Source organism: Bradyrhizobium mercantei (genome assembly GCF_001982635.1).
GTDB classification, from domain to species: Bacteria; Pseudomonadota; Alphaproteobacteria; order Rhizobiales; family Xanthobacteraceae; genus Bradyrhizobium; species Bradyrhizobium mercantei.
In genome coordinates, this window is sequence record NZ_MKFI01000002.1 from 1,146,848 (window position 1) to 1,168,976 (window position 22,129).

Genomic DNA, 22,129 nt, shown 5'->3' on the forward strand with positions numbered 1-22,129 from the left:
CTTGGTCAAAGCCCCAAGTGGCGCCGAAGCACAAGCTACCCCCTCGTCTCATGAAGCTGGTGTCAGCGACGAGAACCACAACATTTGGGTTACAACCAGTAGCTCAATGTGAACCAGCTTACACCTCGCCATCCGCCACATCGATATGATCGTTGCACGGAGCTAGTGCTTGACCGGCATTCAGCCGTGTTTCCCAATTGGAGTTCAGAGAACCAAGCAAGCAAAGATCACAAAGGACTCGTCGGTAACGCGTACCCAGGGAGTTGGCCATGCATACGGTCGTAAATCATGGGTTGTGGATCGTATCAGGTCTGTTGTTATTTGTGGTTGCGCTAATACGCTTCAGTAGACCGCCGACAAACCGTACGGGAACGACTTTTCTCCTGTTTTACACGGGAGTGCTGTTCTACTACGCCCTCCTGATCGGGCTCTGGCTCCTGGTCATCATTCTCGTCAGCGCAGGAGGGTATGGAATCGAAGGCGTTCCAATCGCCCAATCCCTAAAGGCAAATGAGTGGCTAAGTCCATCTCTTCCCGTCGTGGGCTTTCTTCTCATTACGGTAGCCTCGCAGTTCAAGTTCGTCAGCAAACTGGATACAGCCGCTCGGCAGTTCTGCATTCAACTCGCCGCAATCCCGGCCGAAGCTGAGCAACTCGCCGTCGAATTGGCGCATGGCCAATTGCTACTCACGGATCGAACTCTCATCGAAAACGTCTCCCGGGAGATCACCAAGAACATTGGCGCGAACGCTCTTCGTCTTGCCAACGATGGCTCGCTGGAGTCACGTTTTACGCGTGCGGTGTCGCTCTATTGGCTGTTCATCATGCCTGACAACATCGGCATCCCTCTACCGTTTCCAACGAACGTCAGTGGGCGATCGACCTACACACGAATAATGCGGCTCAACGAAAAATCCGTGGAGCAGTCAATCGCTCTATACGACAGCCTCTTGGAGAACGCCCTGGCCTGCTTCACGTCGTCAAAGCCGACGCGACCAATGGAGGAGGCCCTAAAGAAGAATATTCATGATCTCTCATTGACGATCTGCAGGCTTATCGCGAGGTGGGTGCTTTATCTTGAGGTAACGGAGAACCAGCGACGCAAACGTCTCTCAAACATGGGCCTCAATCCGCGAGATCACTCTCCGGCGTTCGGGCGTGACCAATGGGTTGCTTCGATCTTGGTCATCATCGTCTTGTTCCTGTTCATGTCGATCGCGATACCCGGACAACAGCCGTTCAGCCAAACTTTCATGTACTCCGTGTTGATGGCAATCCAGTTGGGGATGGCTGTCATAGCGGGCACGGCGGTTGCCCAACGGTTCATCCGTCGACAGGAAGAGAATGTCTGGCAATTTCCTCCTCTCGCGGAGCTCACGATTTCTGCGCTCGTCGTGGTCGGCTTGTGCATCGTGCTGCGGATCGGGTGGCCGTTGGTACCGGATCTTCTCAACACCGGAAGTGTTTCGCTGACGCAATCGCTCACCGAATTCGCGGATCGCTGGCCATTTGTCCTTTTGCCGTTCCTTTGCACCTTCTCAATCGGATTGATGTGCGCTCTCTTGGGTACACAAGCGTGGGGATCGCTTCGGTTCGCACTCCTGGGAGGGATACTCAACGCGGGGACATTCGCAGTTGCGACAATTCTGATTGCCCAGCTCCTGAGCGGTGAGTTCCTGCAACGAATTCAGGGCAACAGCCCAGGCATTGCCCGGCTGCTTGTACCGCTAAGTGTCGCCGGCTTCGTGCTGGGTGCGATCGTGCTTGCGATTTTCCCGAGATCCATTCGTTCGAACAAATTGCCGACCATCTTTGACCCGTTGCGGCCGCTCTCGCTGGGCGCAGATGCAGGTTCAGCGGTTTCCGGAGATCCGTCAGCCGACATGGTCAGCGAGGCCGCTGACCGGACAGGCTCCCGCGCTGCATCGAGGGAACTCGGGGCCTATAATCGAGAGGGTGTGGACGAGTTGCAGGGACGCTATGTTTGCTTCCGGCCAACATTTGGCAATCCCGCTATTGTCAACGCTTACGAGGTGACCATCCATTGGGACGATAAACGCGCGAGCCTTGTATTTGAGGAGCGGAATCGGCCGGACAGCAGCCATTCCCAGGTTGGACTGGTTTACATACCCGATGGCAAGCCCTTCATGAGCTTGGTCACCGCCGACAAGGGAGCCGTTCGCGTCATCATGGTCGCCCGGCCCGACCATGACGGCATCGCTCGCGGACTAATCCTCACGCTCTCGACCCCCGGGGGTATCCACTTTATTCCGGCCAGCGCTCCGGTCGTGTTGCGGCGGCTGAACGAGAAGATTCCGCAATTGGGATTTGTGCATCAAGACTCCGAGGACTATGCGGCATATGTCAGCCAGCTTAGCGAGGTCGCACCGGAATTTGCGACCTTTGCCTCGCTTCCGCACGGCTTGAAGGTCGTAAAGACGTCTGCCGCGTAACAGAGACCCGACATTTGCGCATGGGTCAGGCGGCCGCGACCTCGTGGCCCGACATCACCTCCAGCGCTTTCAGAATCGCCGAATGGTCCCAGGCTTTGCCGCCGAGGGCGGTGCAGGTGTTGAACAGCTGCTGAGCCGCGGCCGTGCCCGGCAGCGACAAGCCGAGCGCCCGCGCACCTTCCAGCGCGAGGTTGAGATCCTTCTGATGCAGCTCGATGCGGAAGCCCGGATCGAAATTGCGCTTGATCATGCGATCGCCGTGCACTTCTAGGATCCGGGACGAGGCGAAGCCCCCCATCAGCGCCTGGCGCACCAGCGCGGGATCCGCGCCCGCCTTCGACGCGAACAGCAGGGCCTCGCTCACCGCCTCGATGGTCAGTGCCACGATGATCTGGTTCGCAACCTTGGTGGTCTGGCCGTCACCATTGCCGCCGACATGGGTGACGTTCTTGCCCATCGTCTCGAACACGGGCTTCATCGCATTGAAGGCCCGCTCCCGCCCGCCAACCATGATGGTCAGGCTCGCCGCCTTTGCGCCGACCTCGCCGCCGGATACCGGCGCGTCGAGATAGTCGGCACCGAGCGCATCGATCTTCCGTGCGAACTCCTTGGTCGCCAGCGGAGAGATCGAGCTCATATCGACCACGATCATGCCCTTCGAAACGCCCTCCGCGACGCCACCCTCGCCGAACAGCACGGCTTCGACATGCGGCGTATCCGGCACCATGACGATCACGGCGTCGGCTTCCTGCGCCACCTGCTTGCCTGACTCGCAGGCGACGCCACCGGCTGCGATCAGTTCGGGCGGAAGCGGCACGACGTCATGCAGGAACAGGCGATAGCCGGCAGCCTGGAGGTGGCTCGCCATCGGACGCCCCATGGTGCCGAGCCCGATGAATCCGATGTCTTTCATTGTCGTTGCTCCTGTCAGCCTGATGAGAGCGTTTTCCAGCGAAGTGGATACCGGTTCGCGTGCAGAAAACGCTGCAAGAAAAAATCTAGAGCTCAGTTCCGATTCAATCGGAACTGAGCTCTAGGTCACGAACGTGTGCGCGGCGTGCCAGGCGAGGCTCTCGAGCGTGGTCGTCCGCGGCTTGTATTCGCATCCGATCCAGCCGCGATATCCGATGCTGTCGAGATGCTTGAACAGATAGGAGTAGTTGATCTCGCCGGTGCCCGGCTCGAAGCGGCCCGGATTGTCGGCGAGCTGGACGTGCGCGATCCGGTCGAGATGCTTTTGCAACGTCCGCGCCAGGTCACCTTCCATGATCTGCATGTGATAGATGTCGTACTGGATGAACAGGTTGGGCGAGCGCACTTCGGAAATCAGCTGCACCGCCTGTTCCGTCCCGTTCAGGAAGAAACCGGGAATATCGAGCGTGTTGATCGGTTCGATCAGGAGCTTGATGCCATGCTGGGCGAGCGCGCCGGCCGCGAAGCGCAGATTGGGCACGAGAACTTCGTTGAGATCCGCGGCATCCGCACCGGCGGGCGCGATGCCGACCAGGCAATTCAGCTGCCGGCAATCGAGCGCCTTCGCGTAGTCGATCGCGCGCACCACGCCGTCGCGAAATTCATCGACCCGATCGCGCAGGATCGCGATGCCCCGCTCGCCGGCGGCCCAATTGCCGGCCGGAAGATTGTGCAGCACCTGGGTCAGTTCAGACCGTGCCAACTCTTCCCGCAACTCGCTTTTTTCGTAGTCGTAAGGAAACAGATACTCGACCGCATTGAAGCCGGCGGCCTTGGCGGCGGCGAACCGGTCGAGGAACGGCAGCTCGTTGAAGAGCATGGTGAGGTTGGCGGCAAATTGAGGCACGGGTCGTCTCTCCGCTTGGAACGCGCTGGATGATGTGGTCAGGCCGGCAGCAGCGTGCCGGATCGTTGTGCGCTCGGCACGTCATCGAGCGGAAGATCGAGCACTTCCTCGAACTCGACGATGTTGTCGATCTCCGTGCCCATCGCGATGTTGGTGACCCGCTCGAGGATGAATTCCACCACCACCGGCACGCGATGCTTGGCCATCAGCTCGCGTGCAGTCGCGAACGCGGCCTGCGCCTCGTTCGGATCCGTAACCCGGATCGCCTTGCAACCCAGCCCTTCGGCGACGGTGACATGGTCGACGCCGTAGACGCCGATCTCGGGCGCGTTGATGTTCTCGAACGAGAGTTGGACGTGATAGTCCATATCGAAGCCGCGCTGCGCCTGCCGGATCAGCCCGAGATATGAATTGTTCACGACGACGTGGATGTAGGGCAGATTGAACTGCGCCCCGACCGCGAGCTCCTCGATCAGGAACTGGAAGTCGTAGTCCCCCGACAGCGCGACGATGTCGCGGTCGGGATCGGCGGCGCGCACACCCAGCGCGGCCGGCAGGGTCCAGCCGAGCGGGCCGGCCTGCCCGGCATTGATCCAGTTGCGCGGGTTGTAGACGTTGAGGAACTGGGCCCCCGCGATCTGCGACAAGCCGATCACGGTCACGTAGCAGGTGTCGCGGCCGAATGCCTTGTTCATCTCCTCGTAGACGCGCTGCGGCTTGATCGGGATGTTGTCAAAGTGACTCTTGCGCAGCATCGAACGCTTACGGTCGCGGCAGGCGGCGGGCCAGGCCTGCCGGTCGCGCAGCTTGCCGGACTTCCGCCACTCCCTGGCGACGCCCACGAACATCTCCAGCGCCGCCTTGGCGTCGGACACGATGCCGAGATCCGGATTGAAGACCCGACCGATCTGCGTCGGCTCGATGTCGACATGGACGAATTTGCGGCCCTTGGTGTAGGTCTCGATCGAGCCGGTATGCCGGTTGGCCCAGCGGTTGCCGATCCCGAGCACGAAATCGGATTCGAGCATCGTGGCGTTGGCGTAGCGATGGCTGGTCTGCAGGCCGACCATGCCGGCCATCAGCGCGTGATCGTCGGGAATGGCGCCCCATGCCATCAGCGTCGGAACGACGGGAACGTTGACCGCTTCGGCGAACTCGACCAGCAGCTTGGATGCATCGGCGTTGATGACGCCGCCGCCGGCCACGATCAGCGGCCGCTCCGCGGCGTTGAGCATCTCGAGCGCCTTCTCGATCTGCTTGCGCGTTGCCGTCGGCTTGTAGACCGACAGCGGCGAATAGGTCTCGTCGTCGAACTCGATCTCGGCCAGCTGCACATCGAGCGGAAGATCGATCAGCACCGGTCCCGGCCGCCCCGACCGCATGACATGGAAGGCCTGGCTGAACACGCGCGGCACCAGCGCCGGCTCGCGCACGGTCACGGCCCATTTCGTCACCGGCTTTGCGATCGACTCGATGTCGACGGCCTGGAAATCTTCCTTGTAGAGCCGCGCCCGCGGCGCCTGGCCCGTGATGCAGAGGATCGGAATCGAATCCGCGATCGCCGAATAGAGGCCGGTGATCATGTCGGTGCCGGCGGGGCCCGAGGTGCCGATGCAAACGCCGATATTGCCCGCGTTCGCCCTGGTATAGCCTTCCGCCATGTGCGAGGCGCCTTCGACGTGCCGCGCCAGAATATGCCGGATCGAGCCGTTGCGCTTCAATGCGGAGTAAAACGGGTTGATCGCCGCACCGGGAACGCCGAAAGCGCAAGTGATCCCCTCGCGTTCCAGTATGCGGACTGCCGCATCCACCGCTCGCATCTTCATGTGATGATCCCGTTTCGCTATGAGTTGGCCTGAGCAGGATCATCAGGCCGGCAACCGTCGATCTCAACGCAAACGCTGGGAATTTCCGCGCTGTGGCAGCGCTCGCGATTTCTTGCATGTCTCCAATTGATTAGCGCCAACTGAAAAATGGAAATCGGAAAGCCCGCGGACCTCAGGCCGCGGGACTGCTGCCACGCAGCTCCGCTGTGAGCTCGGCTGCGATCCGATGCACGGTGGCGCCGATCTCCGGCAGACGATCGTCCGTCATCCGATCCGCGGTGCCCGATACCGAGATCGCGGCGAATGGCTCGCTGCAATCGTTGAAGACCACCGCGGCCACGCAGCGCAAGCCGAGCCGCGCCTCTTCATCGTCCACCGCATAGCCCTGGCGGCGCACGGCCTCCAATTCCCTGAACAGCTCGCCCGGGCGAATGATCGACTTTTCCGTCAGGCGCGGCATGCCGCGGCGGCGGATGATCGCGTTGATGTCGACATCGGAATACGCCGCCAGCACCGCCTTCCCCACGCCGGACGCGATCAAGGCGACCCGTCCGCCGACCTTGGTCAGCGACCGCATGATCTCGCGGCTTTCGATGCGGGACACGATGATGATGGATTCATCATCGACCACCGCAAGGTTGGCGGTTTCCCTGGTCTGGTCGCGCAGCTTGCGCAGATAAGGCAACGCCCGCGCGGAAAAATTGCGCCGGCGCATGAAGGTCGAGCCGACCACGAAGCTTTGCGCGCCGATGTGCCATTTGGATTCCTCGCGGTCGAACTGCACGAACCTGCGGTTCTCCAGCGTCGTCAGCAGCCGATGCGCCGTCGACGGCGGCAAGCCGATGCGGATCGCAAGATCGGTCAGCCGATAGCCTTCGTCATCCTGTGCAAGGGCTTCCATGATCTGCAGCGCGCGATCGACCGATTGAACGCCGCCGTCGCGCGCGTCCTGATCCGGCTGCGCGCGAAAATCGGGATCGGACGGCTTGCGCCGGATCGGCTCTCTTTTCATCACGACCTGCCCCTAACCGGTTGCGGTTCTGAACGGAATTGGCTCGGAGAACGAGCGCTTCAATTGGCATATGGCATGCCAAAAGACTAAAGAGTCAAGGTCAGAGAATTCGCGAATAGGTCAGTATTTTTGCCATTTTAATCGTGAAATGCGTCGATTCTTTTGTTTGACTTCTGGGATAATGTATACCACGATTATTCAATAACGACCCAATCACACAACCGGGAGAACGCTGCCATGTACGTTGGGGACATCCTTCGCGCCAACAGTGCGCACGTGGTGACGATCGGCTCGAACGAATCCGTAAGCATTGCGGCGAACCTCATGTACGCGAGCAATGTCGGCACATTGGTGGTCAGGAACGCCTCGCGCAGCAAGGACGCCGCGGTGGTCGGAATGTTCAGCGAGCGCGACGTGGTCGCTGTGGTTGCCGAGCGCGGCACCGGCGGCCTGGCGATGAAAGTCGCGCAGTTCATTTCGCCGCGGCCGCTGGTGTCCTGCAATTCGCAGGACACGCTCACCGATGTCGAGCATCTCATGGCGCGTCACGGGATCCGCCATATGCCCGTCATCGACAACGGCCGGCTCGTCGGCGTCGTGAGCATGCGGGACATCACCGTTGCTTTCGAGGAAGCCGCCTGCGCGGCCTGACGGACGTTCCCGAGACAATTTGAAGGCCATTGCAACGCTGTACGGTCCGGGCCGCCAAGGCTCGCGCTGTGTTCCCACCCTGCTCGCGAGGATTTCATGAGAGTTTGCATCTACGGCGCCGGCGCTATCGGCGGCTATCTCGGTGTCGAATTGATGCGCGCTGGCGCCGATGTCAGCCTGGTCGCGCGCGGCGCGCACCTCGCCGCGATGCGACAGAACGGCCTGAAGCTCCTGATCGGCCAACAGGAGCGCGTAGTGCATCCCCGCTGCACCGACAATCCCGCCGAACTCGGCGAGCAGGATGTCGTCATCATCTGCCTCAAGGCGCATTCGATCACCGGCGTGATCGAACCGATGCGGCCCCTGCTGGGTGATCGGACCCGCATCGTCACCGCCGTCAACGGCATTCCCTATTGGTATTTCTACAAGCATGGCGGACGGCACGAAGGATCGGCGCTCGAGAGCATCGACCCGGGCGGACGGCAGTGGAACGAGCTTGGCCCCGAGCGCGCGATCGGCTGCGTGGTGTATCCCGCGACCGAGATCGAAGCGCCCGGTGTGATCCGCCACGTCTACGGCAACAACTTTCCGCTCGGCGAGCCCTCCGGCGAGATCACACCCGACGTCCAGCGGCTCTCCGAGCTGTTCGTCGCCGCGGGCATGAAGGCGCCGGTGCTCGACCGCATCCGCGACGAGATCTGGCTGAAGCTGTGGGGCAATGTCTGCTTCAACCCGATCAGCGCCCTCACCCACGCGACCCTCGACGTGATCTGCAGCAATCCCGGCACGCGCGCGCTGTCGCGAGCGATCATGCTGGAGGCCCAGGCGATCGCCGAAAGCCTCGGGGTCAAGTTCCGGGTCGATGTCGACCGCCGCATCGAGGGCGCACGCAAGGTCGGCGCGCACAAGACCTCGATGCTGCAGGATCTCGAGCGTGGACGTCCCGTCGAGATCGATCCGCTGATCACCGTGGTGCAGGAGATGGGCCGGATGACCGGGATTGCAACGCCCGCGCTCGATGCGGTGCTGGCCCTGGTCGCGCAGCGCACCAGGCAGGCCGGCCTCTATGACGGGGCGGCCGGCGCCGCCGTAGCCGAAACCCTGGCGGTCGCGTGATCCCGATGGCAAACGTGACACGCTGGGTTCGCTTCCGCCACCGTGCCGATCTCGGCTTCGGGCAACTCACCCCGTCCGGCATCGCCGTGCACGCCGGGGACATGTTCACCAACGCGCGGCCGACCGGCCGAATGCTGGCGCTTGATGATGTCGAGCTGCTTGCGCCGACCGAACCGAGCAAGATCATCGCGCTCTGGAACAATTTTCACGCGCTTGCGGCGAAACTGCAATCGCCTGAGCCGCCCGAGCCGTTGTACCTGCTGAAGGCGCCGACCAGCGTCACCGCGCCGGGCGCCGTCATCACGCGTCCGGTGGGCTATGACGGCAAGACGACCTATGAAGGCGAGCTCGGCATCGTCATCGGCAAGACCTGCACCGCGGTCGCGCCCGAACAGGCCGACGCCTTCATCTTCGGTTACACCTGCACCAACGACGTCACCGCCGCCGATATCCTCAATCGCGATCCGACCTTCCCGCAATGGGCGCGGGCCAAGGGCTTCGATGGATATGGCCCGTTCGGTCCCGTCATTGCCTCGGGCCTCGACCCCGCACGCCTCGTGGTGCGCACGATCCTCAACGGCGTGGAGCGCCAGAATTACCCGATCGCCGACATGATCTTCAGCGCGCAGACGCTGGTCAGCAAGATCTCGCACGACATGACGCTGTTGCCGGGCGACCTGATCTGCTGCGGCACATCGATCGGCGTCGGCGTGATGAAGGAGCCGGTCAATACGGTCACCGTCGCGATCGACGGCATCGGCGAATTGACCAACGAATTTCGTCAGTAGGCGTCAGGACGACAGCTGACGCCCGGACCAAACGACCAACACCTGCCCTGGGAGCACACATGATCTCCAGCACGACACAGGCATCCTTGCCCGGCGGCTTCCGCTGGTTTCAGCTCGCGATCGGAATCGTCTGCATGGCGATGATCGCCAACCTGCAGTATGGCTGGACGCTGTTCGTCGATCCGATCGACGCACAGTTTCACTGGGGCCGTCCGGCGATCCAGCTCGCCTTCACGATCTTCGTGATGACGGAAACCTGGCTGGTGCCGGTGGAAGCCTGGTTCGTGGACAAATACGGGCCCCGCATCGTCATCATGTTCGGCGGGCTGATGATCGGATTGGCCTGGGTGATGAACTCTTACACCTCCTCGCTGGTCACGCTTTATGCGGCAGCTGTCGTCGCGGGCATCGGCGCCGGCGCCGTCTACGGCACCTGCGTCGGCAACGCGCTGAAATGGTTTCCGGACCGCCGCGGCCTGGCCGCAGGCGCGACCGCCGCCGGATTTGGCGCCGGCGCAGCCCTCACCGTCGTGCCGATCGCCAACATGATTGCCACGAGCGGCTACCAGAACGCCTTCCTGACGTTCGGAATAGGCCAAGGCCTGACGGTTCTCCTGCTCGCCTGGTTCGTCCGTCCGCCTGTCGGCGTCGAGGCTCCCAAGAAGAAGCGTCACAATCTGCCGCAGAGCGCGATCGACTACACGCCGCCCCAGGTGCTGCGCGCGCCGATTTTCTGGGTGATGTACCTGGTGTTCGTCATGGTGGCCTCCGGCGGACTGATGACCGCCGCGCAGATCGGGCCGATTGCCCATGACTTCAAGATCGCGGATACGCCGGTGACGCTGGCGGGCTTCCAGATGGCCGCGCTGACCTTTGCGATCTCGCTCGATCGCGTGTTCGACGGGTTCGGCCGGCCATTCTTCGGCTGGGTCTCCGACAATATCGGCCGCGAGCACACCATGTTCATCGCGTTCGCGACCGCGGCGCTGATGCTGCTGACACTGTCGGTCTACGGCCACATTCCGGTCGTGTTCGTGCTGGCGACAGCCGTCTATTTCGGTGTCTTCGGCGAGATCTACAGCCTGTTTCCGGCGACCGCCGGCGACACATTCGGCTCCAAATACGCAACCACCAACAACGGCATGCTGTACACGGCGAAGGGCACGGCGGCGCTGCTCGTCCCGCTTGCGAGCATCATCTCCTCGCAATTCGGCTGGCAGGCCGTATTCGTCGTGGCCGTCGCGCTCAACGCCACCGCAGCCCTCATGGCCGTGTTCGTGATCAAGCCGCTGCGGCGCGCGTTCATTCTCGGCAGCGAAAGCACGGCAAGCGCTGCAATCTCGCGCGCCAAGGCCCTGCCCGGCGAGAGCGACCTGCTGGAGACACCGGTGTCTTACGACCGTCTCAAGAAGGCGCCATAACACGAGACCACTCGGCCGGGAGCGCAGGATTGAACGACCAATGGACCGACGTGCGAGCACGGACCGCACTGCGGAGAATCTTCGACGCCGCCGTCGCCAGCGCTGATCCCAGGATCACGATCGCCGGCGCCTTGCCGGCAAAGCCGAAGGGCCGATGCATCGTCGTCGGCGCCGGCAAGGCATCGGCTGCGATGGCCGCGGGCCTCGACGCGGCATGGCCCGACGTCGCGCTTTCGGGTGTCGTGGTGACGCGCCACGGCCATTCGGTTCCAGCGGGCCGCATCGAAGTGCTCCAGGCGTCTCACCCCGTGCCCGATGGCTCGAGCGAGGCGGCTGCGCGTCGCATGCTGCGTGCCGTCGAGGGACTTTCGGCCGATGATCTCGTCATCGCCCTGATGTCCGGTGGCGGCTCGGCGCTGATGACCCTGCCTGCGGCCTCGATGACCCTCGCCGACAAGCAGGCGGTGAACCGGGCGCTGCTCGCAAGCGGCGCGACGATTGCCGAGATGAACGTCGTCCGCAAGCATCTGTCCGCGATCAAGGGCGGACGGCTGGCGCTGGCCGCCCGTCCCGCACGTCTCACCACGCTTGTGATATCAGACATTCCCGGCGACGACCCGGCGGCAATCGCGTCCGGTCCCACGCTTCCGGACCCCAGCACCAGAGCTGATGCGCGGGAGATCGTCAGGCGGTTTGCAATCGACCTGCCGGATGCCGCGCAGCGTGTCCTCGCCCAGGCCGATGAGACGCCGAAGCCCGGCGAGATCGATGCCGATGTCCGCATCCTCGCCGCGCCGTTCCTCGCGCTGGACGCAGCAGCCAGAACGGCCCGCGACGAAGGTCTTCATCCGATCATTCTCGGGGACGCCATCGAAGGCGAGGCGCGCGAGCTCGGAACCGTGATGGCCGGCATCGCCCGTTCGGTCGTCACACAGGCGCAACCGGGCCCGGCTCCCGCAGTTCTGCTCTCCGGTGGAGAGACGACGGTCATGATCGGCCGTGGACCGGCCGGCCGCGGCGGCCGCAACACCGAGTTCCTGCTGGGACTTGCCGTCGCCCTCTCCGGCGCGTCCGATATCTGGGCCATTGCCGGAGACAGCGATGGAATTGATGGAACGGAAGACGCGGCTGGAGCTTTGATCGGTCCTGATACGCTGCGGCGCGCCGCCGCTGATCGCCTCGACGCACGGGCTTACCTGGCGGCCCATGACAGCTACACATTCTTCGACCGCCTTGGAGACCTCGTGCGCACCGGGCCAACGCTTACCAATGTCAACGATGTCAGAGCCGTGCTGATTGCAGCCGGCAAGCCAGCAATGAGGTAACCCATGCGTCGTCATCGACGGGCCAAGATCGTCGCAACCGTCGGCCCAGCCAGCAGTTCCCCCGAGATGCTCAAGGCATTGCTGCTGGCCGGCGTCGACACGTTCCGCCTGAACTTCAGCCACGGAACGCAGAGCGACCACGCGCGCATCCACGCGGCGATCCGAAAGCTGGAACAGGAGGTCGGCCGGCCGATCGGCATTCTGATGGACCTCCAGGGTCCGAAAATCCGCGTCGGGACCTTGCGCGATGGCAAGATTATCGCGGCGGCCGGCGAAACCATCCGGTTCGTGCTGTCCGGATCGGACGGCGACCGGTCCTCGATTCCCCTCCCGCACCGGGAGATCTTTGCCGCCGTTGCCCCTGGCCATGACCTGCTGATCGACGACGGCCGGGTCCGCGTTCGCGTCACCGGGCTCGGTGACGATTTCATCGACGCCAAGGTGGTGGTGGGCGGCACGATCTCGAACCACAAGGGCGTCAATCTGCCGGGAACGGTGCTCGATCTGTCGCCGCTGACCGAGAAGGATCGCCTCGATCTGGAGTTCGGCCTCAACCTCGGCGTCGATTGGGTCGCCCTGTCATTCGTGCAGAAGCCCTCCGACATCATCGAGGCGAGAGGCCTGATCGGCGACCGCGCCGGCGTGATGGCCAAGATCGAGAAGCCGGCGGCGCTCGAGCGGATCGACGACATCATCCAGCTCTGCGACGCCATCATGGTTGCCCGCGGCGACCTCGGCGTCGAAATCCCGCACGAGGACGTGCCGGGCCGTCAGAAGGAGCTGGTGCGGGCCTGCCGGCTCGCGGTGAAGCCCGTGATCGTCGCCACCCAGATGCTGGACTCGATGGTCGCGGCGCCCACGCCGACGCGTGCGGAAGTCTCCGACGTCGCGACCGCCATCTATGATGGCGCAGACGCCGTGATGTTGTCGGCGGAATCGGCGACGGGCCGCTATCCGCGCGAGGCGGTCGAGATGATGGACCGCATCATCCGCAGCACCGAGCAGCACAAGATGTACCGCTCGATCGTCGAGGCGACCCAGCCCGGCGAAGAGCAGACCGCGCCGCATGCCGTGGCAACCGCCGCTGCCGATCTCGCCTCGGTGATCCACGCCGCAGCCATCGTGGCCTATACGTCGAGCGGCACCACCGCCGCACGCGTCGCGCGCAAGCGGCCGAGCCTGCCGATCCTCGCCATCACCCCAAGCCGCGAAGTGTCGCGCCGCATGTGCCTGCTGTGGGGAGCGCACAGCGTGCTGTCCGACGACGTCAAGAGCTATGAGGAGATGGTCGAGCGCGCGACGGCGTTTGCGCGTGCGGAGCAGTTCGCATCCAGCCGGGACCTGCTGGTCGTCGTCGCCGGCATTCCCTTTGCGCAGGCGGGAACGACCAACAATCTGCGCGTCGTCTCGCTGCCCTGAGTTTCGAGCCTGGCTGCGAGAGGGCCGCAGTCGCTATTCAAACTGGACCGGCTCGGATCCGGGATAGGAATGGGCCACGAACTCGCAGAACGCGCGGGCCGCGGGCGACAGCTTGGTGTTGTCCTTCCAGGCAAGCCCGACATCCATGGTGTGGACATCGTCATCGAGCGTCTTGAGGTCGATGCGATGTCCCTCGAGCGACCACGGACGGTAGACCATGTCGGACAGGATGGTGATTCCCATGCCGGTTGCGACCATGCTGCGGACCGCCTCGACCGACAGGGTACGGAAGATGACGTTCGGCACATGCGCGGTATGTTGCCAGTAACGCATCGCGGAACGCTCGGCTTCATCGACGGTCAACATCAGATAGGGTTCGCCCGCGAGGTCCGCGAGCTTGATGCTGTCCTTGCGCAGCAACGGATGATTGACGCAGGTCCACAGGCGGCGCGGCGAGCGCAGCAACAGCCGCGAACGAATGGAGTGCCGGTCATGCAAATTCGCGATCAGCATGATCGCCGCATCGACGCTGCCGCTGATCAGGCTCTGCTCGATCGCGTCGCGCGAGAATTCGTGCAGCCGCACCGTGATGTTCGGAAACGATCGCCAGAAGCGCGACAATAGCGGCGGCAGGAAATATCCGGCGACGGTGTAGCTGACGGCAACATCGACGGTGCCGTCGACCTGCGTTCCCCAGCGGGTCGGTCCGCGCACCGCATCCGATACGCTCGACTCGATGGCGCGGGCGCGCTGCAAGAACTCGCGTCCGTCGAAGGTCAGCGTCACCCCGTTCGAGTGACGGTCGAACAGCTTGTGGCCGAGCTCGGCCTCGAGCGCCTTGATGGACGCGGTGACAGCCGATTGCGTCACGCCGAGCGCCGCCGCGGCCGCCGACACCCGCCCGGTCTCGGCAGTTGCAATGAAGTGCCGGACCTGACGGAACGTCAGAGACATAAAAATTTCCGATATCAGCGAACGATATTTCGAATTTTACAATCCCCCGGTGGATCGGAAAAATCAATCCGGCGGTTGCGGGCGAGAAGGCGTTGAGATGATGTCCGATGGTTTGGAGTTGGTCTCTCGCGACGTCAGCGTCCAATTTGAAGGCCTGAAAGCCCTGTCCAACGTCACTTTGGCCGTGCCACGAGGTCGCATCGTCGGACTGATCGGCCCCAACGGGGCCGGCAAAACCACTCTTATCAATGTGCTGACGGGCTTCCAGCCGGTCGGCGCCGGCACCGTGAGGCTGGAGGGCGAGACGCTCGACGGCATTGCAGCGCACATGCTGCGACGCAAAGGCGTGGCGCGAACCTTCCAGTCGGGCCGCCTTTTCCGAGAGCTGCCGGTGACGGACAACCTGGAAGTGACCGGCGTCGGCCTCGGTCAAACCCGCCATGACGCGATCGAGGAGGCCGAACGGGTGATGGCCTGGCTCGGCATTTCGCATCTTGCCGGCACCATTGCCGGCGCGCTGCCCTACACCGACGAGCGCCGCGTCGCGATCGGCCGCGCGATCATGTGCACGCCGCGCTATCTGCTGCTCGATGAACCCGCGGCGGGAATGTCTGAGCACGAGAGCCACGAACTCGCTGCGATCATTCGCCGGATCGCAGGCGAGCTCAATGTCGGCGTGCTGCTGATCGAGCACAATATCGGCTTGGTGCTCGAGCTCTGCGAGCGCATTTTCGTCCTCGATTCCGGCGAGGTCATCGAAGTCGGCCCGCCCGCTCAGATCCGCGACAGCGATGCGGTTCGGCATGCCTATATGGGCACGCAGCGCGACGAATTGATCGCACAGGTCACCGCCGAAGTGGCCGCCGCGTCATGACAGCCCTCGCCGTCGACGACATCACGGTGAGCTATGGCCGCCTCACGGCGCTCCGCGGCGTGACGCTGAAGGTCGATGAGGGCGAGATCCTGTTCGTCACCGGCCCGAACGGCGCCGGCAAGTCGACGCTGCTCAACGCCATCGCAGGCGTCGTACCGACGGGTTCTGGGTCGATCGCGATCGACGGCGCGAAGATCACCGGTGCGGCGCCCGAGGACATCGCCCGCCGCGGATTTTCGCTGGTGCCCGAGGGGCGCAACGTCTTCGGCGCGCTGACGATCGAGGAGAATCTGAAGGTCGGCACCGGCATGCGCGCCGATCGCAGGAAGATCGCCGACGACCTGGATCAGGTCTACCAGGAATTCCCGATGCTGGCCGAGCGCCGCCACACCCCGGCCGGCATGCTGTCCGGCGGCCAGCAACAGATGCTGGTGATCGGCCGCGCGCTGATGGCCGCGCCGCGCATCATGGCGATCGACGAGCCGTCGCTCGGCCTCGCGCCGAAGATCATCGACCAGGTCTACGAGATCCTGCTGCGGCTGCGGGCACAGCGCAAGCTCACGCTGCTGATCGTCGAGCAGAGCTCGACGCGCGCCATGATGACCGGCGGGCGGATGGTCCTGATCCGCGGCGGCCGCATCGTGCTCGAGGGCCCCGCGGCCGAGATGGTCCGGGATGATCGCCTGAAGCAGAGCTATTTCGGCTTTGGAGATCATTGAGATGCGCGAGCTGCTCCAGATCATCTTCGACGCGCTGAGCCTCGGCAGCCTCTATGCGCTCGGCGCGCTCGGGATCGCCCTGATCTTCGGCGTGATGCGGCTCGTCAACTTCGCCCATGGCGATTTCATCGCCTTTTGCGTCTTCGCCATGCTGTGGCCGTCGATCGATGCGGCGGCGGTCGTCTTCGCCGGCCGGCTGCCGTTCTATCTCTTGATCCCGCTGCTGCTGTTGATCGGAGCCGCATTGTCGATCCTGTCGGAGGTCGTCGTCTTCCGCCGCTTCCGCAACGCCAATCCGGCGACGATGATGATCGCATCCTTCGCGCTCGGCTTCGTCATCCGCCACCTCCTCTTGATGCTGTTTTCCAGCCGGCCGAAGTCGATCACGCTGTGGCCGAGCCTCGGCCTGCCGGTCGAATTCCTCGGCGCCCACATCCCGATGCTCCAGGTCGTGACCATCATCATCACCCTGGCCGTGCTGGTGATCCTGGTCCTGTTCCTCAAGCGCACCCGCTACGGGCTCGAGATGCGCGCGGCAGCCGATAATTTCACCATGGCGCGCATGCTCGGGGTCCGCGCCAACGGCGTGATCCTGCTCGCCTTCGCCATCAGCGGCATGCTGGCCGCGGCGATCGGCCTGATCCTGGCAACCAATTCCGGCACCGCCGACATCGGCATGGGCGCCAACGTCATGCTGATCGCGTTCATCGCGACCGTGATCGGCGGCCTCGGCAGTATTCCGGGCGCCGTTGCCGCCGGTTTCCTGATCGGTGCCGCCAGCGTCGTGTTCCAGGCGACCCTGCCGCACGACGCCCGGGTGTTCCGGGACGCCTTCGTCTACGGCGCCGTGATCGTCGTCCTTCTGGTGCGGCCGCAGGGCCTATTCGCACCAAAATCCGCCAAGCAGAGGGTCTGATCGATGTCGCAGCGGCCGTCCGTCATCCGGCAAACGATCATCACGCCGATCGTGCTGATCGTGGCGCTGCTGATCATGGCCGCCCTCACCTATCAATTCGGCAGCCGGGCGTTCAACCGCACCGTGGTCGAGATGTTCATCAACATCATGGTGGTGGTCGGCCTCTACGTCTTCGTCGGGAATTCGGGCCTGCTGTCGTTCGGCCATATCAGCTTCATGTGCCTCGGCGCCTACACGACCGCCTGGCTCACGATTCCGCCGGTCATGAAGTCGATCACGCTCAAGGGTCTGCCGACTTGGCTGCTCCATGCGCAATTGCCGATGTGGGTGGCGACGCCGATCTCCGGCCTGTTTGCCGCATTGTTCGCGCTGATCGTCGGGCGCGTCATCATGCGCCTGTCGGGCATCGCCGCCTCGATCGCGACCTTCGGCCTGCTCGGCGTCATCAACAATGTCTATTCGAACTGGGACTCGGTGACCGGCGGACAAGGATCGATCGTCGGCATTCCGCCCACCATGAATGTCTGGACCGGATGGATCGGCGGCGGCGTGGCGATTGCGATCGCCTATCTCTACTCGATCTCGCGCTCGGGGCTCGCGCTTCGCGCTACGCGCGACGAAGCGGTCGCGGCCAGCGCCTCCGGCATCGACATCGTCCGCGAGCGGCTGATCGCCTTCGTCGTCAGCGCCTTCATCATCGGGCTCGCCGGCGCGCTGTACGCGCATTTCCTGAGCATCGTCAATCCCGGCGCATTCTATCTGCGCACCACCTTCATCACGCTGTCGATGCTGGTGGTCGGCGGCATGTACAGCCTCAGCGGCGCCGTCTCGGGCGTGGTCGCGATATCGGTGCTGATCGAGCTGTTCCGCAATCTCGAGAAGGGCATCAGCCTCGGCGGCCACATCATCGGCTTGCCGAACGGCGCGCAGGAGATCGCGATCGGCATCATCACCATCGTGATCCTGATGTACCTGCCGACCGGACTGACCCGCAACCGGGAATTCTCCTGGCGCCGCTGGCCGTTGCAGCGGCGCATCCCACGCCCGGTCCAGACCGCGCTCAAGGAACTGCACTGACGTTTTGAACAATTGGAGGAGTGGCCTATGCGTTTTGCGACATTGCTCAGTATCCTGGCCGGGGCATCCGCGCTCTGGTTCACGCCGGCCCAGGCGGCCGACGAGATCGTCGTCGGATTTGCGACCGCGGCATCCGGATTCATGCAGGCCTATGACAAGCCGGCGCAGGATGCGGCGCTGATCCGGATCGACGAGATCAACAAGGCCGGCGGCCTGCTCGGCAAGAAGCTCAAGCCGGTGTTCGCCGACACCAAGACCGATCAGGCCGAAGGCGCCAAGGCCGGCCTCGCGGTGCTCGACCAGGGCGCCGATCTCGTCATCGTCTCCTGCGACTATGATTTCGGTGCGCCCGCGGCGCTGCAGGCGCAGGCGGCCGGCAAGGTCTCGTTCTTCCTCTGCGCCGAATCGATCAAGGCCGGCATCCCCGGCGTCGGCCCGTTCTCGTTCTCGGCCTCCGTGCTGGCGCCGGTGCAGGGCGCGACCATGTCGGAATGGGCCTACACCAAGAAGAACGCACGCAGCTTCTACCGGCTGCTCGACAGCTGGACCGTGTACAACAAGGGTATCTGCGACGGCTTCGACTGGATGCTGCCGCGCCTGAAGGACGCCAAGCTGGTCGGCAGCGACACCTTCAAGAACGACGATGCCTCGATCGCCTCGCAGATCACGCGGATCAAGGGCCTGCCGCAGGAGCCCGACGCCATCATGCTCTGCACGATGATGCCGGGCGCCGTCTCGGCCATCAAGCAGATCCGCGCCGCGGGCATCAAGTCGATGATCCTCAACGGTTCGGGTGTCGACGGCAGCTATTGGATGAACGCCGTGCCTGACCTCTCGAACTTCTACGTTCCCGTGCAGGGCTCGGTCTACGGCGACGATCCGAACCCGAAGGTCAACGAGTTCAACAAGAAGTACAAGGAGGTCACCGGCGGCGACCCGTCCAGCCAGTACGTCTATCCGGGCTACGTCCTGATCGACGTCTGGGCCAAGGCGGTCCAGCGCGCCAAATCGACCGACGCGGCGGCGGTCGTGGCCGAGCTCGAGAAGATGAACAACGAGCCCACGCTGTTCGGGCCGCGCACCTTCACCAAGGACATCCACCACCAGAACCAGGGCCGTTACCTGATCGTCGACACCGAGGCCGGCAAGCCGAAGGTGATCGACCAGTGGACGATCTCGGAAAAGATTCCGCTCGACTATCTGGTGTCCAAGTAACCCGGCAATGTGCCGCCCCGGGGGCGCCAGCGCACCCCCGGGGCGACCTTGCCTCCGGTCATATGCAAGAGCCTTTTGGAAGGAACTCAGGAGATGGTCGTGATCAACTGCGACATGGGCGAGGCCTACGGCCTCTACAAGATGGGTGACGACAAGGCGCTGATGCCGCATATCGACGTCGCCAACGTCGCCTGCGGCTTTCATGCCTCCGACTTCAATCACATGCGCAAGACCGTACAGCTCGCCAGGCAGTTCGGCGTCAAGGTCGGCGCACATCCCTCGCTGCCGGATTTGCAGGGATTTGGCCGCCGGGAGATGAAGATCAGCCGCGAGGAGCTGGCCAACTGTCTGCTCTATCAGATCGGTGCGCTCAAGGCGTTCCTGGATGCCGAGGGCATGCCGCTCAATCACATCAAGCCGCATGGCGCGCTCTACGGCATGGCATCGCGCAACGAGGAGATCGCCGAGGCCGTGGCCGACGCCGCCGATGTCTACAAGGTGCCGCTGCTCGGCATGAAGGGAACGCTGCACCAGCAGGTCTATGAGCGGCGCGGCCACGCTTTCGTCGCCGAATACTATGCCGACCTCGACTACAATGCCGACGGCAGCCTGATCATCACGCGCGAGCACGAGGCCAAGGATCCGGCCGATGCCGCCACCCGATGCGCAAGGGCCGTCAATGAAGGCAAGACGCGCACGGTGGCCGGCAACGACATCATGGTCGGCGCCGATTCGATCTGCATCCACTCCGACACGCCGAACGCCGTCGCCATCGCGGAGGCGGTTCGCGAAGCGGTCCGCCCCTATCTCACCGCGCGCTGAGCCGTCGCGCCAACAACCAAGCAATCACCTCAAGAGGAAACCATGGCAACGCAGCAGATCTTCTCGCCGCTCCCGGGCATCTTTTACCGCAAGCCCGCGCCCGACAAGCCGGTCTACAAGAACGACGGCGACGTCGTCGCCGACAACGACACGATCGGGCTGATCGAGGTGATGAAATCCTTCAATGAGGTGAAGGCGGGCATCGCCGGCAAGATCATCCGCTTCCTGGCCGAGAACGAGGACGCCGTGATGGCCGGCCAGCCGATCGCCGAAATCGACGTTTGAGGCCACCGGTGGCGATCAAGAAGCTCCTCATAGCCAATCGCGGCGAGATCGCGGTGCGCATCATCCGCGCAGCGCGCGAGCTCGGCATTGCGACCGTCCAGGTCCACAGCAAGGCCGACAAGGATTCGCTTGCGGTCAGGCTTGCCGACGAAGCGGTCGACATCGGGCCGCCGCAGGCGTCGAAATCCTATCTCAACCAGGCGGCGATCCTGGCCGCGGCGCAGAGCAGTGGCGCCGATGCCATTCATCCCGGCTACGGCTTCCTGGCCGAGAACGCCGAGTTCGCCGCCGCGACCGAGGCCGCCGGACTGATCTTCGTCGGCCCGACCGCGCACTCGATCCGGCTGATGGGCGACAAGGTCGCGGCACGCGAGGCCGCGGCCTCAGCCGGCGTACCGACCGTCCCCGGCAGCCAGGGGCGGCTGGAATCGGCGGACGCGGCCTTCGCTCTGGTCGAGCGGACCGGCTTCCCCGTGATGATCAAGGCCGCCGCCGGCGGTGGCGGACGCGGCATCCGCATCGCGCGCTCGGCCGAGGAATTCCATCATCTGATGCCGCAAGCACAGGCCGAGGCGCTCGCGGCATTCGGCGATGGCGGGCTCTATGTCGAAAAGCTCGTCGAAGGCGCGCGGCACATCGAGGTTCAGGTGCTCGGCGACGGACACAACGTGATCCATTGCTTCGAGCGCGAATGCTCGTTGCAGCGCCGCCGCCAGAAGGTCTGGGAAGAGGCGCCCTCGCCCTCGCTGACCCAGGCCGTGCGTGAAAAACTCTGCACCTCGGCCGTCGCGCTTGCCAGGGCCGTCAATTACCGCGGTGCCGGGACGCTCGAATATCTCTATGATGACACCACCGGCGCGTTCTATTTCCTGGAGATGAACACCCGCATCCAGGTCGAGCATCCCGTCACCGAAATGGTCACCGGCATCGACCTCGTCCGCGAGATGATCCGGATCGCCGGCGGCGAGCCCCTGCGCTTCCGCCAGGACGAGGTGCGCGTCACCGGCCATGCGATCGAGGTCCGTATCAATGCCGAGGACCCCGCCCGGAACTTCCTGCCGAACCCCGGCACGGTGAGCGCGCTCGGCGTCCCCGGCGGTGACGGCGTGCGCTTCGACAGCATGCTCTATCAGGGCTACACGGTGCCGCCGTTCTACGACAGCCTGCTCGGCAAGCTGATCGTGCACGACAGGGATCGCCCGGGCGCCATCCGAAAGCTCGAGCGCGCGCTCGCCGAACTCCACGTCGAGGGCATTTTCACGACAAAGCCACTGCACCAGGCCTTGACGCGCGACGCCGACGTGAAGGCCGGGCGCTTCCATACGGCCTGGCTCGAGCCATGGCTGGAGTCCCACGCTGCCGCCCTTGCCACGGACGAGCCCCCATTGGCCGCAAAGGTCGCCCCATGATCACGAGACAATCCGCCCCGTCAGCAAC

Annotated in this window: 20 protein-coding genes; 15 read left to right on the plus strand and 5 right to left on the minus strand. The window is 63.8% G+C overall.

The window, feature by feature from the left end; all coding sequences use genetic code 11:
* Positions 1 to 269: 269 nt before the first annotated feature.
* The gene (locus BI327_RS12960; protein ID WP_143271589.1) at positions 270 to 2,453 is read left to right on the plus strand and encodes a hypothetical protein; all 2,184 of its coding nucleotides are present in this window, start codon (positions 270 to 272) and stop codon (positions 2,451 to 2,453) included.
* A 25-nt stretch (positions 2,454 to 2,478) separates the two neighbouring features.
* Here the strand turns inward: BI327_RS12960 and BI327_RS12965 are convergent, their stop codons facing one another.
* The 4 genes from BI327_RS12965 to BI327_RS12980 form a co-directional block, all read right to left on the minus strand.
* Entirely contained in the window at positions 2,479 to 3,366 is an 888-nt protein-coding gene (locus BI327_RS12965) for a 2-hydroxy-3-oxopropionate reductase (RefSeq protein WP_076860588.1), read from the minus strand.
* 120 nt (positions 3,367 to 3,486) lie between these two features.
* Entirely contained in the window at positions 3,487 to 4,272 is a 786-nt protein-coding gene (gene hyi / locus BI327_RS12970; protein WP_076860589.1) for a hydroxypyruvate isomerase, read from the minus strand.
* A gap of 38 nt (positions 4,273 to 4,310) precedes the next feature.
* Positions 4,311 to 6,098 (minus strand): glyoxylate carboligase, encoded by a 1,788-nt coding sequence (gcl, locus tag BI327_RS12975; RefSeq protein WP_076860590.1) that lies wholly within the window; start codon positions 6,096 to 6,098, stop codon positions 4,311 to 4,313.
* 172 nt (positions 6,099 to 6,270) lie between these two features.
* Positions 6,271 to 7,110 (minus strand): IclR family transcriptional regulator, encoded by an 840-nt coding sequence (locus BI327_RS12980; RefSeq protein WP_076860591.1) that lies wholly within the window; start codon positions 7,108 to 7,110, stop codon positions 6,271 to 6,273.
* A 237-nt stretch (positions 7,111 to 7,347) separates the two neighbouring features.
* On the opposite strand from BI327_RS12980, the gene BI327_RS12985 reads away from it, so the two are divergent.
* From BI327_RS12985 to pyk, 6 genes are all read left to right on the plus strand, one after another.
* On the plus strand, positions 7,348 to 7,761 hold the full coding sequence (locus tag BI327_RS12985; protein ID WP_076860592.1) for a CBS domain-containing protein: 414 nt from the start codon (positions 7,348 to 7,350) through the stop codon (positions 7,759 to 7,761).
* Positions 7,762 to 7,857: 96 nt separating this feature from the next.
* The gene (locus BI327_RS12990) at positions 7,858 to 8,877 is read left to right on the plus strand and encodes a 2-dehydropantoate 2-reductase (protein ID WP_076860593.1); all 1,020 of its coding nucleotides are present in this window, start codon (positions 7,858 to 7,860) and stop codon (positions 8,875 to 8,877) included.
* A 5-nt stretch (positions 8,878 to 8,882) separates the two neighbouring features.
* A complete protein-coding gene (locus BI327_RS12995; protein WP_076860594.1) occupies positions 8,883 to 9,665 on the plus strand; it encodes a fumarylacetoacetate hydrolase family protein in 783 nt (260 codons plus the stop codon).
* A gap of 59 nt (positions 9,666 to 9,724) precedes the next feature.
* Positions 9,725 to 11,086, plus strand: coding sequence for an oxalate/formate MFS antiporter (gene oxlT / locus BI327_RS13000; protein WP_076860595.1), 1,362 nt, complete (start codon positions 9,725 to 9,727; stop codon positions 11,084 to 11,086).
* A gap of 29 nt (positions 11,087 to 11,115) precedes the next feature.
* Complete coding sequence (locus tag BI327_RS13005) at positions 11,116 to 12,411, plus strand: glycerate kinase type-2 family protein (RefSeq protein ID WP_076860596.1); 1,296 nt, start codon at positions 11,116 to 11,118, stop codon at positions 12,409 to 12,411.
* 3 nt (positions 12,412 to 12,414) lie between these two features.
* Positions 12,415 to 13,830, plus strand: a complete 1,416-nt coding sequence (pyk, locus tag BI327_RS13010; protein ID WP_076860597.1) for a pyruvate kinase — start codon at positions 12,415 to 12,417, stop codon at positions 13,828 to 13,830.
* 33 nt (positions 13,831 to 13,863) lie between these two features.
* Here pyk and BI327_RS13015 read toward each other — a convergent pair whose 3' ends face one another.
* A complete protein-coding gene (locus tag BI327_RS13015) occupies positions 13,864 to 14,784 on the minus strand; it encodes a LysR family transcriptional regulator (protein WP_076860598.1) in 921 nt (306 codons plus the stop codon).
* A 97-nt stretch (positions 14,785 to 14,881) separates the two neighbouring features.
* Here BI327_RS13015 and BI327_RS13020 point away from each other — a divergent pair, with 97 nt between their 5' ends.
* From BI327_RS13020 to BI327_RS13055, 8 genes are all read left to right on the plus strand, one after another.
* Positions 14,882 to 15,658, plus strand: a complete 777-nt coding sequence (locus BI327_RS13020) for an ABC transporter ATP-binding protein (RefSeq protein ID WP_245334782.1) — start codon at positions 14,882 to 14,884, stop codon at positions 15,656 to 15,658.
* On the plus strand, positions 15,655 to 16,377 hold the full coding sequence (locus BI327_RS13025) for an ABC transporter ATP-binding protein (protein ID WP_076860599.1): 723 nt from the start codon (positions 15,655 to 15,657) through the stop codon (positions 16,375 to 16,377). The genes BI327_RS13020 and BI327_RS13025 overlap by 4 nt, the downstream gene beginning before the upstream one ends.
* 1 nt (position 16,378) lies before the next feature.
* Positions 16,379 to 17,293 (plus strand): branched-chain amino acid ABC transporter permease, encoded by a 915-nt coding sequence (locus BI327_RS13030; RefSeq protein ID WP_076860600.1) that lies wholly within the window; start codon positions 16,379 to 16,381, stop codon positions 17,291 to 17,293.
* A gap of 3 nt (positions 17,294 to 17,296) precedes the next feature.
* Entirely contained in the window at positions 17,297 to 18,370 is a 1,074-nt protein-coding gene (locus tag BI327_RS13035) for a branched-chain amino acid ABC transporter permease (RefSeq protein WP_076860601.1), read from the plus strand.
* Positions 18,371 to 18,397: 27 nt separating this feature from the next.
* A complete protein-coding gene (locus BI327_RS13040) occupies positions 18,398 to 19,585 on the plus strand; it encodes an ABC transporter substrate-binding protein (RefSeq protein WP_076860602.1) in 1,188 nt (395 codons plus the stop codon).
* 93 nt (positions 19,586 to 19,678) lie between these two features.
* Entirely contained in the window at positions 19,679 to 20,407 is a 729-nt protein-coding gene (locus tag BI327_RS13045; protein WP_076860603.1) for a LamB/YcsF family protein, read from the plus strand.
* 42 nt (positions 20,408 to 20,449) lie between these two features.
* Positions 20,450 to 20,692 carry an acetyl-CoA carboxylase gene (locus tag BI327_RS13050; RefSeq protein WP_076860604.1) on the plus strand — a complete coding sequence of 81 codons (243 nt, stop codon included), beginning with the start codon at positions 20,450 to 20,452 and terminating at the stop codon, positions 20,690 to 20,692.
* A gap of 8 nt (positions 20,693 to 20,700) precedes the next feature.
* The gene (locus BI327_RS13055) at positions 20,701 to 22,101 is read left to right on the plus strand and encodes an acetyl-CoA carboxylase biotin carboxylase subunit (RefSeq protein ID WP_076860605.1); all 1,401 of its coding nucleotides are present in this window, start codon (positions 20,701 to 20,703) and stop codon (positions 22,099 to 22,101) included.
* Positions 22,102 to 22,129: the final 28 nt, after the last annotated feature.

What these genes read in the sequence shown, in the direction of transcription:
- BI327_RS12995 (WP_076860594.1), top strand. Translation starts at nt 8,883, where the DNA reads ATGGCAAACGTGACACGCTGGGTTCGCTTCCGCCACCGTGCCGATCTC.
- BI327_RS12985 (WP_076860592.1), top strand. Translation starts at nt 7,348, where the DNA reads ATGTACGTTGGGGACATCCTTCGCGCCAACAGTGCGCACGTGGTGACG.
- BI327_RS12960 (WP_143271589.1), top strand. Translation starts at nt 270, where the DNA reads ATGCATACGGTCGTAAATCATGGGTTGTGGATCGTATCAGGTCTGTTG.
- BI327_RS13045 (WP_076860603.1), top strand. Translation starts at nt 19,679, where the DNA reads ATGGTCGTGATCAACTGCGACATGGGCGAGGCCTACGGCCTCTACAAG.
- BI327_RS13020 (WP_245334782.1), top strand. Translation starts at nt 14,882, where the DNA reads ATGATGTCCGATGGTTTGGAGTTGGTCTCTCGCGACGTCAGCGTCCAA.
- BI327_RS13025 (WP_076860599.1), top strand. Translation starts at nt 15,655, where the DNA reads ATGACAGCCCTCGCCGTCGACGACATCACGGTGAGCTATGGCCGCCTC.
- BI327_RS13030 (WP_076860600.1), top strand. Translation starts at nt 16,379, where the DNA reads ATGCGCGAGCTGCTCCAGATCATCTTCGACGCGCTGAGCCTCGGCAGC.
- BI327_RS13050 (WP_076860604.1), top strand. Translation starts at nt 20,450, where the DNA reads ATGGCAACGCAGCAGATCTTCTCGCCGCTCCCGGGCATCTTTTACCGC.
- BI327_RS13015 (WP_076860598.1), bottom strand. Translation starts at nt 14,784, where the DNA reads ATGTCTCTGACGTTCCGTCAGGTCCGGCACTTCATTGCAACTGCCGAG.
- BI327_RS13040 (WP_076860602.1), top strand. Translation starts at nt 18,398, where the DNA reads ATGCGTTTTGCGACATTGCTCAGTATCCTGGCCGGGGCATCCGCGCTC.
- gcl (WP_076860590.1), bottom strand. Translation starts at nt 6,098, where the DNA reads ATGAAGATGCGAGCGGTGGATGCGGCAGTCCGCATACTGGAACGCGAG.
- BI327_RS12990 (WP_076860593.1), top strand. Translation starts at nt 7,858, where the DNA reads ATGAGAGTTTGCATCTACGGCGCCGGCGCTATCGGCGGCTATCTCGGT.
- pyk (WP_076860597.1), top strand. Translation starts at nt 12,415, where the DNA reads ATGCGTCGTCATCGACGGGCCAAGATCGTCGCAACCGTCGGCCCAGCC.
- oxlT (WP_076860595.1), top strand. Translation starts at nt 9,725, where the DNA reads ATGATCTCCAGCACGACACAGGCATCCTTGCCCGGCGGCTTCCGCTGG.
- BI327_RS12965 (WP_076860588.1), bottom strand. Translation starts at nt 3,366, where the DNA reads ATGAAAGACATCGGATTCATCGGGCTCGGCACCATGGGGCGTCCGATG.
- BI327_RS12980 (WP_076860591.1), bottom strand. Translation starts at nt 7,110, where the DNA reads ATGAAAAGAGAGCCGATCCGGCGCAAGCCGTCCGATCCCGATTTTCGC.
- BI327_RS13035 (WP_076860601.1), top strand. Translation starts at nt 17,297, where the DNA reads ATGTCGCAGCGGCCGTCCGTCATCCGGCAAACGATCATCACGCCGATC.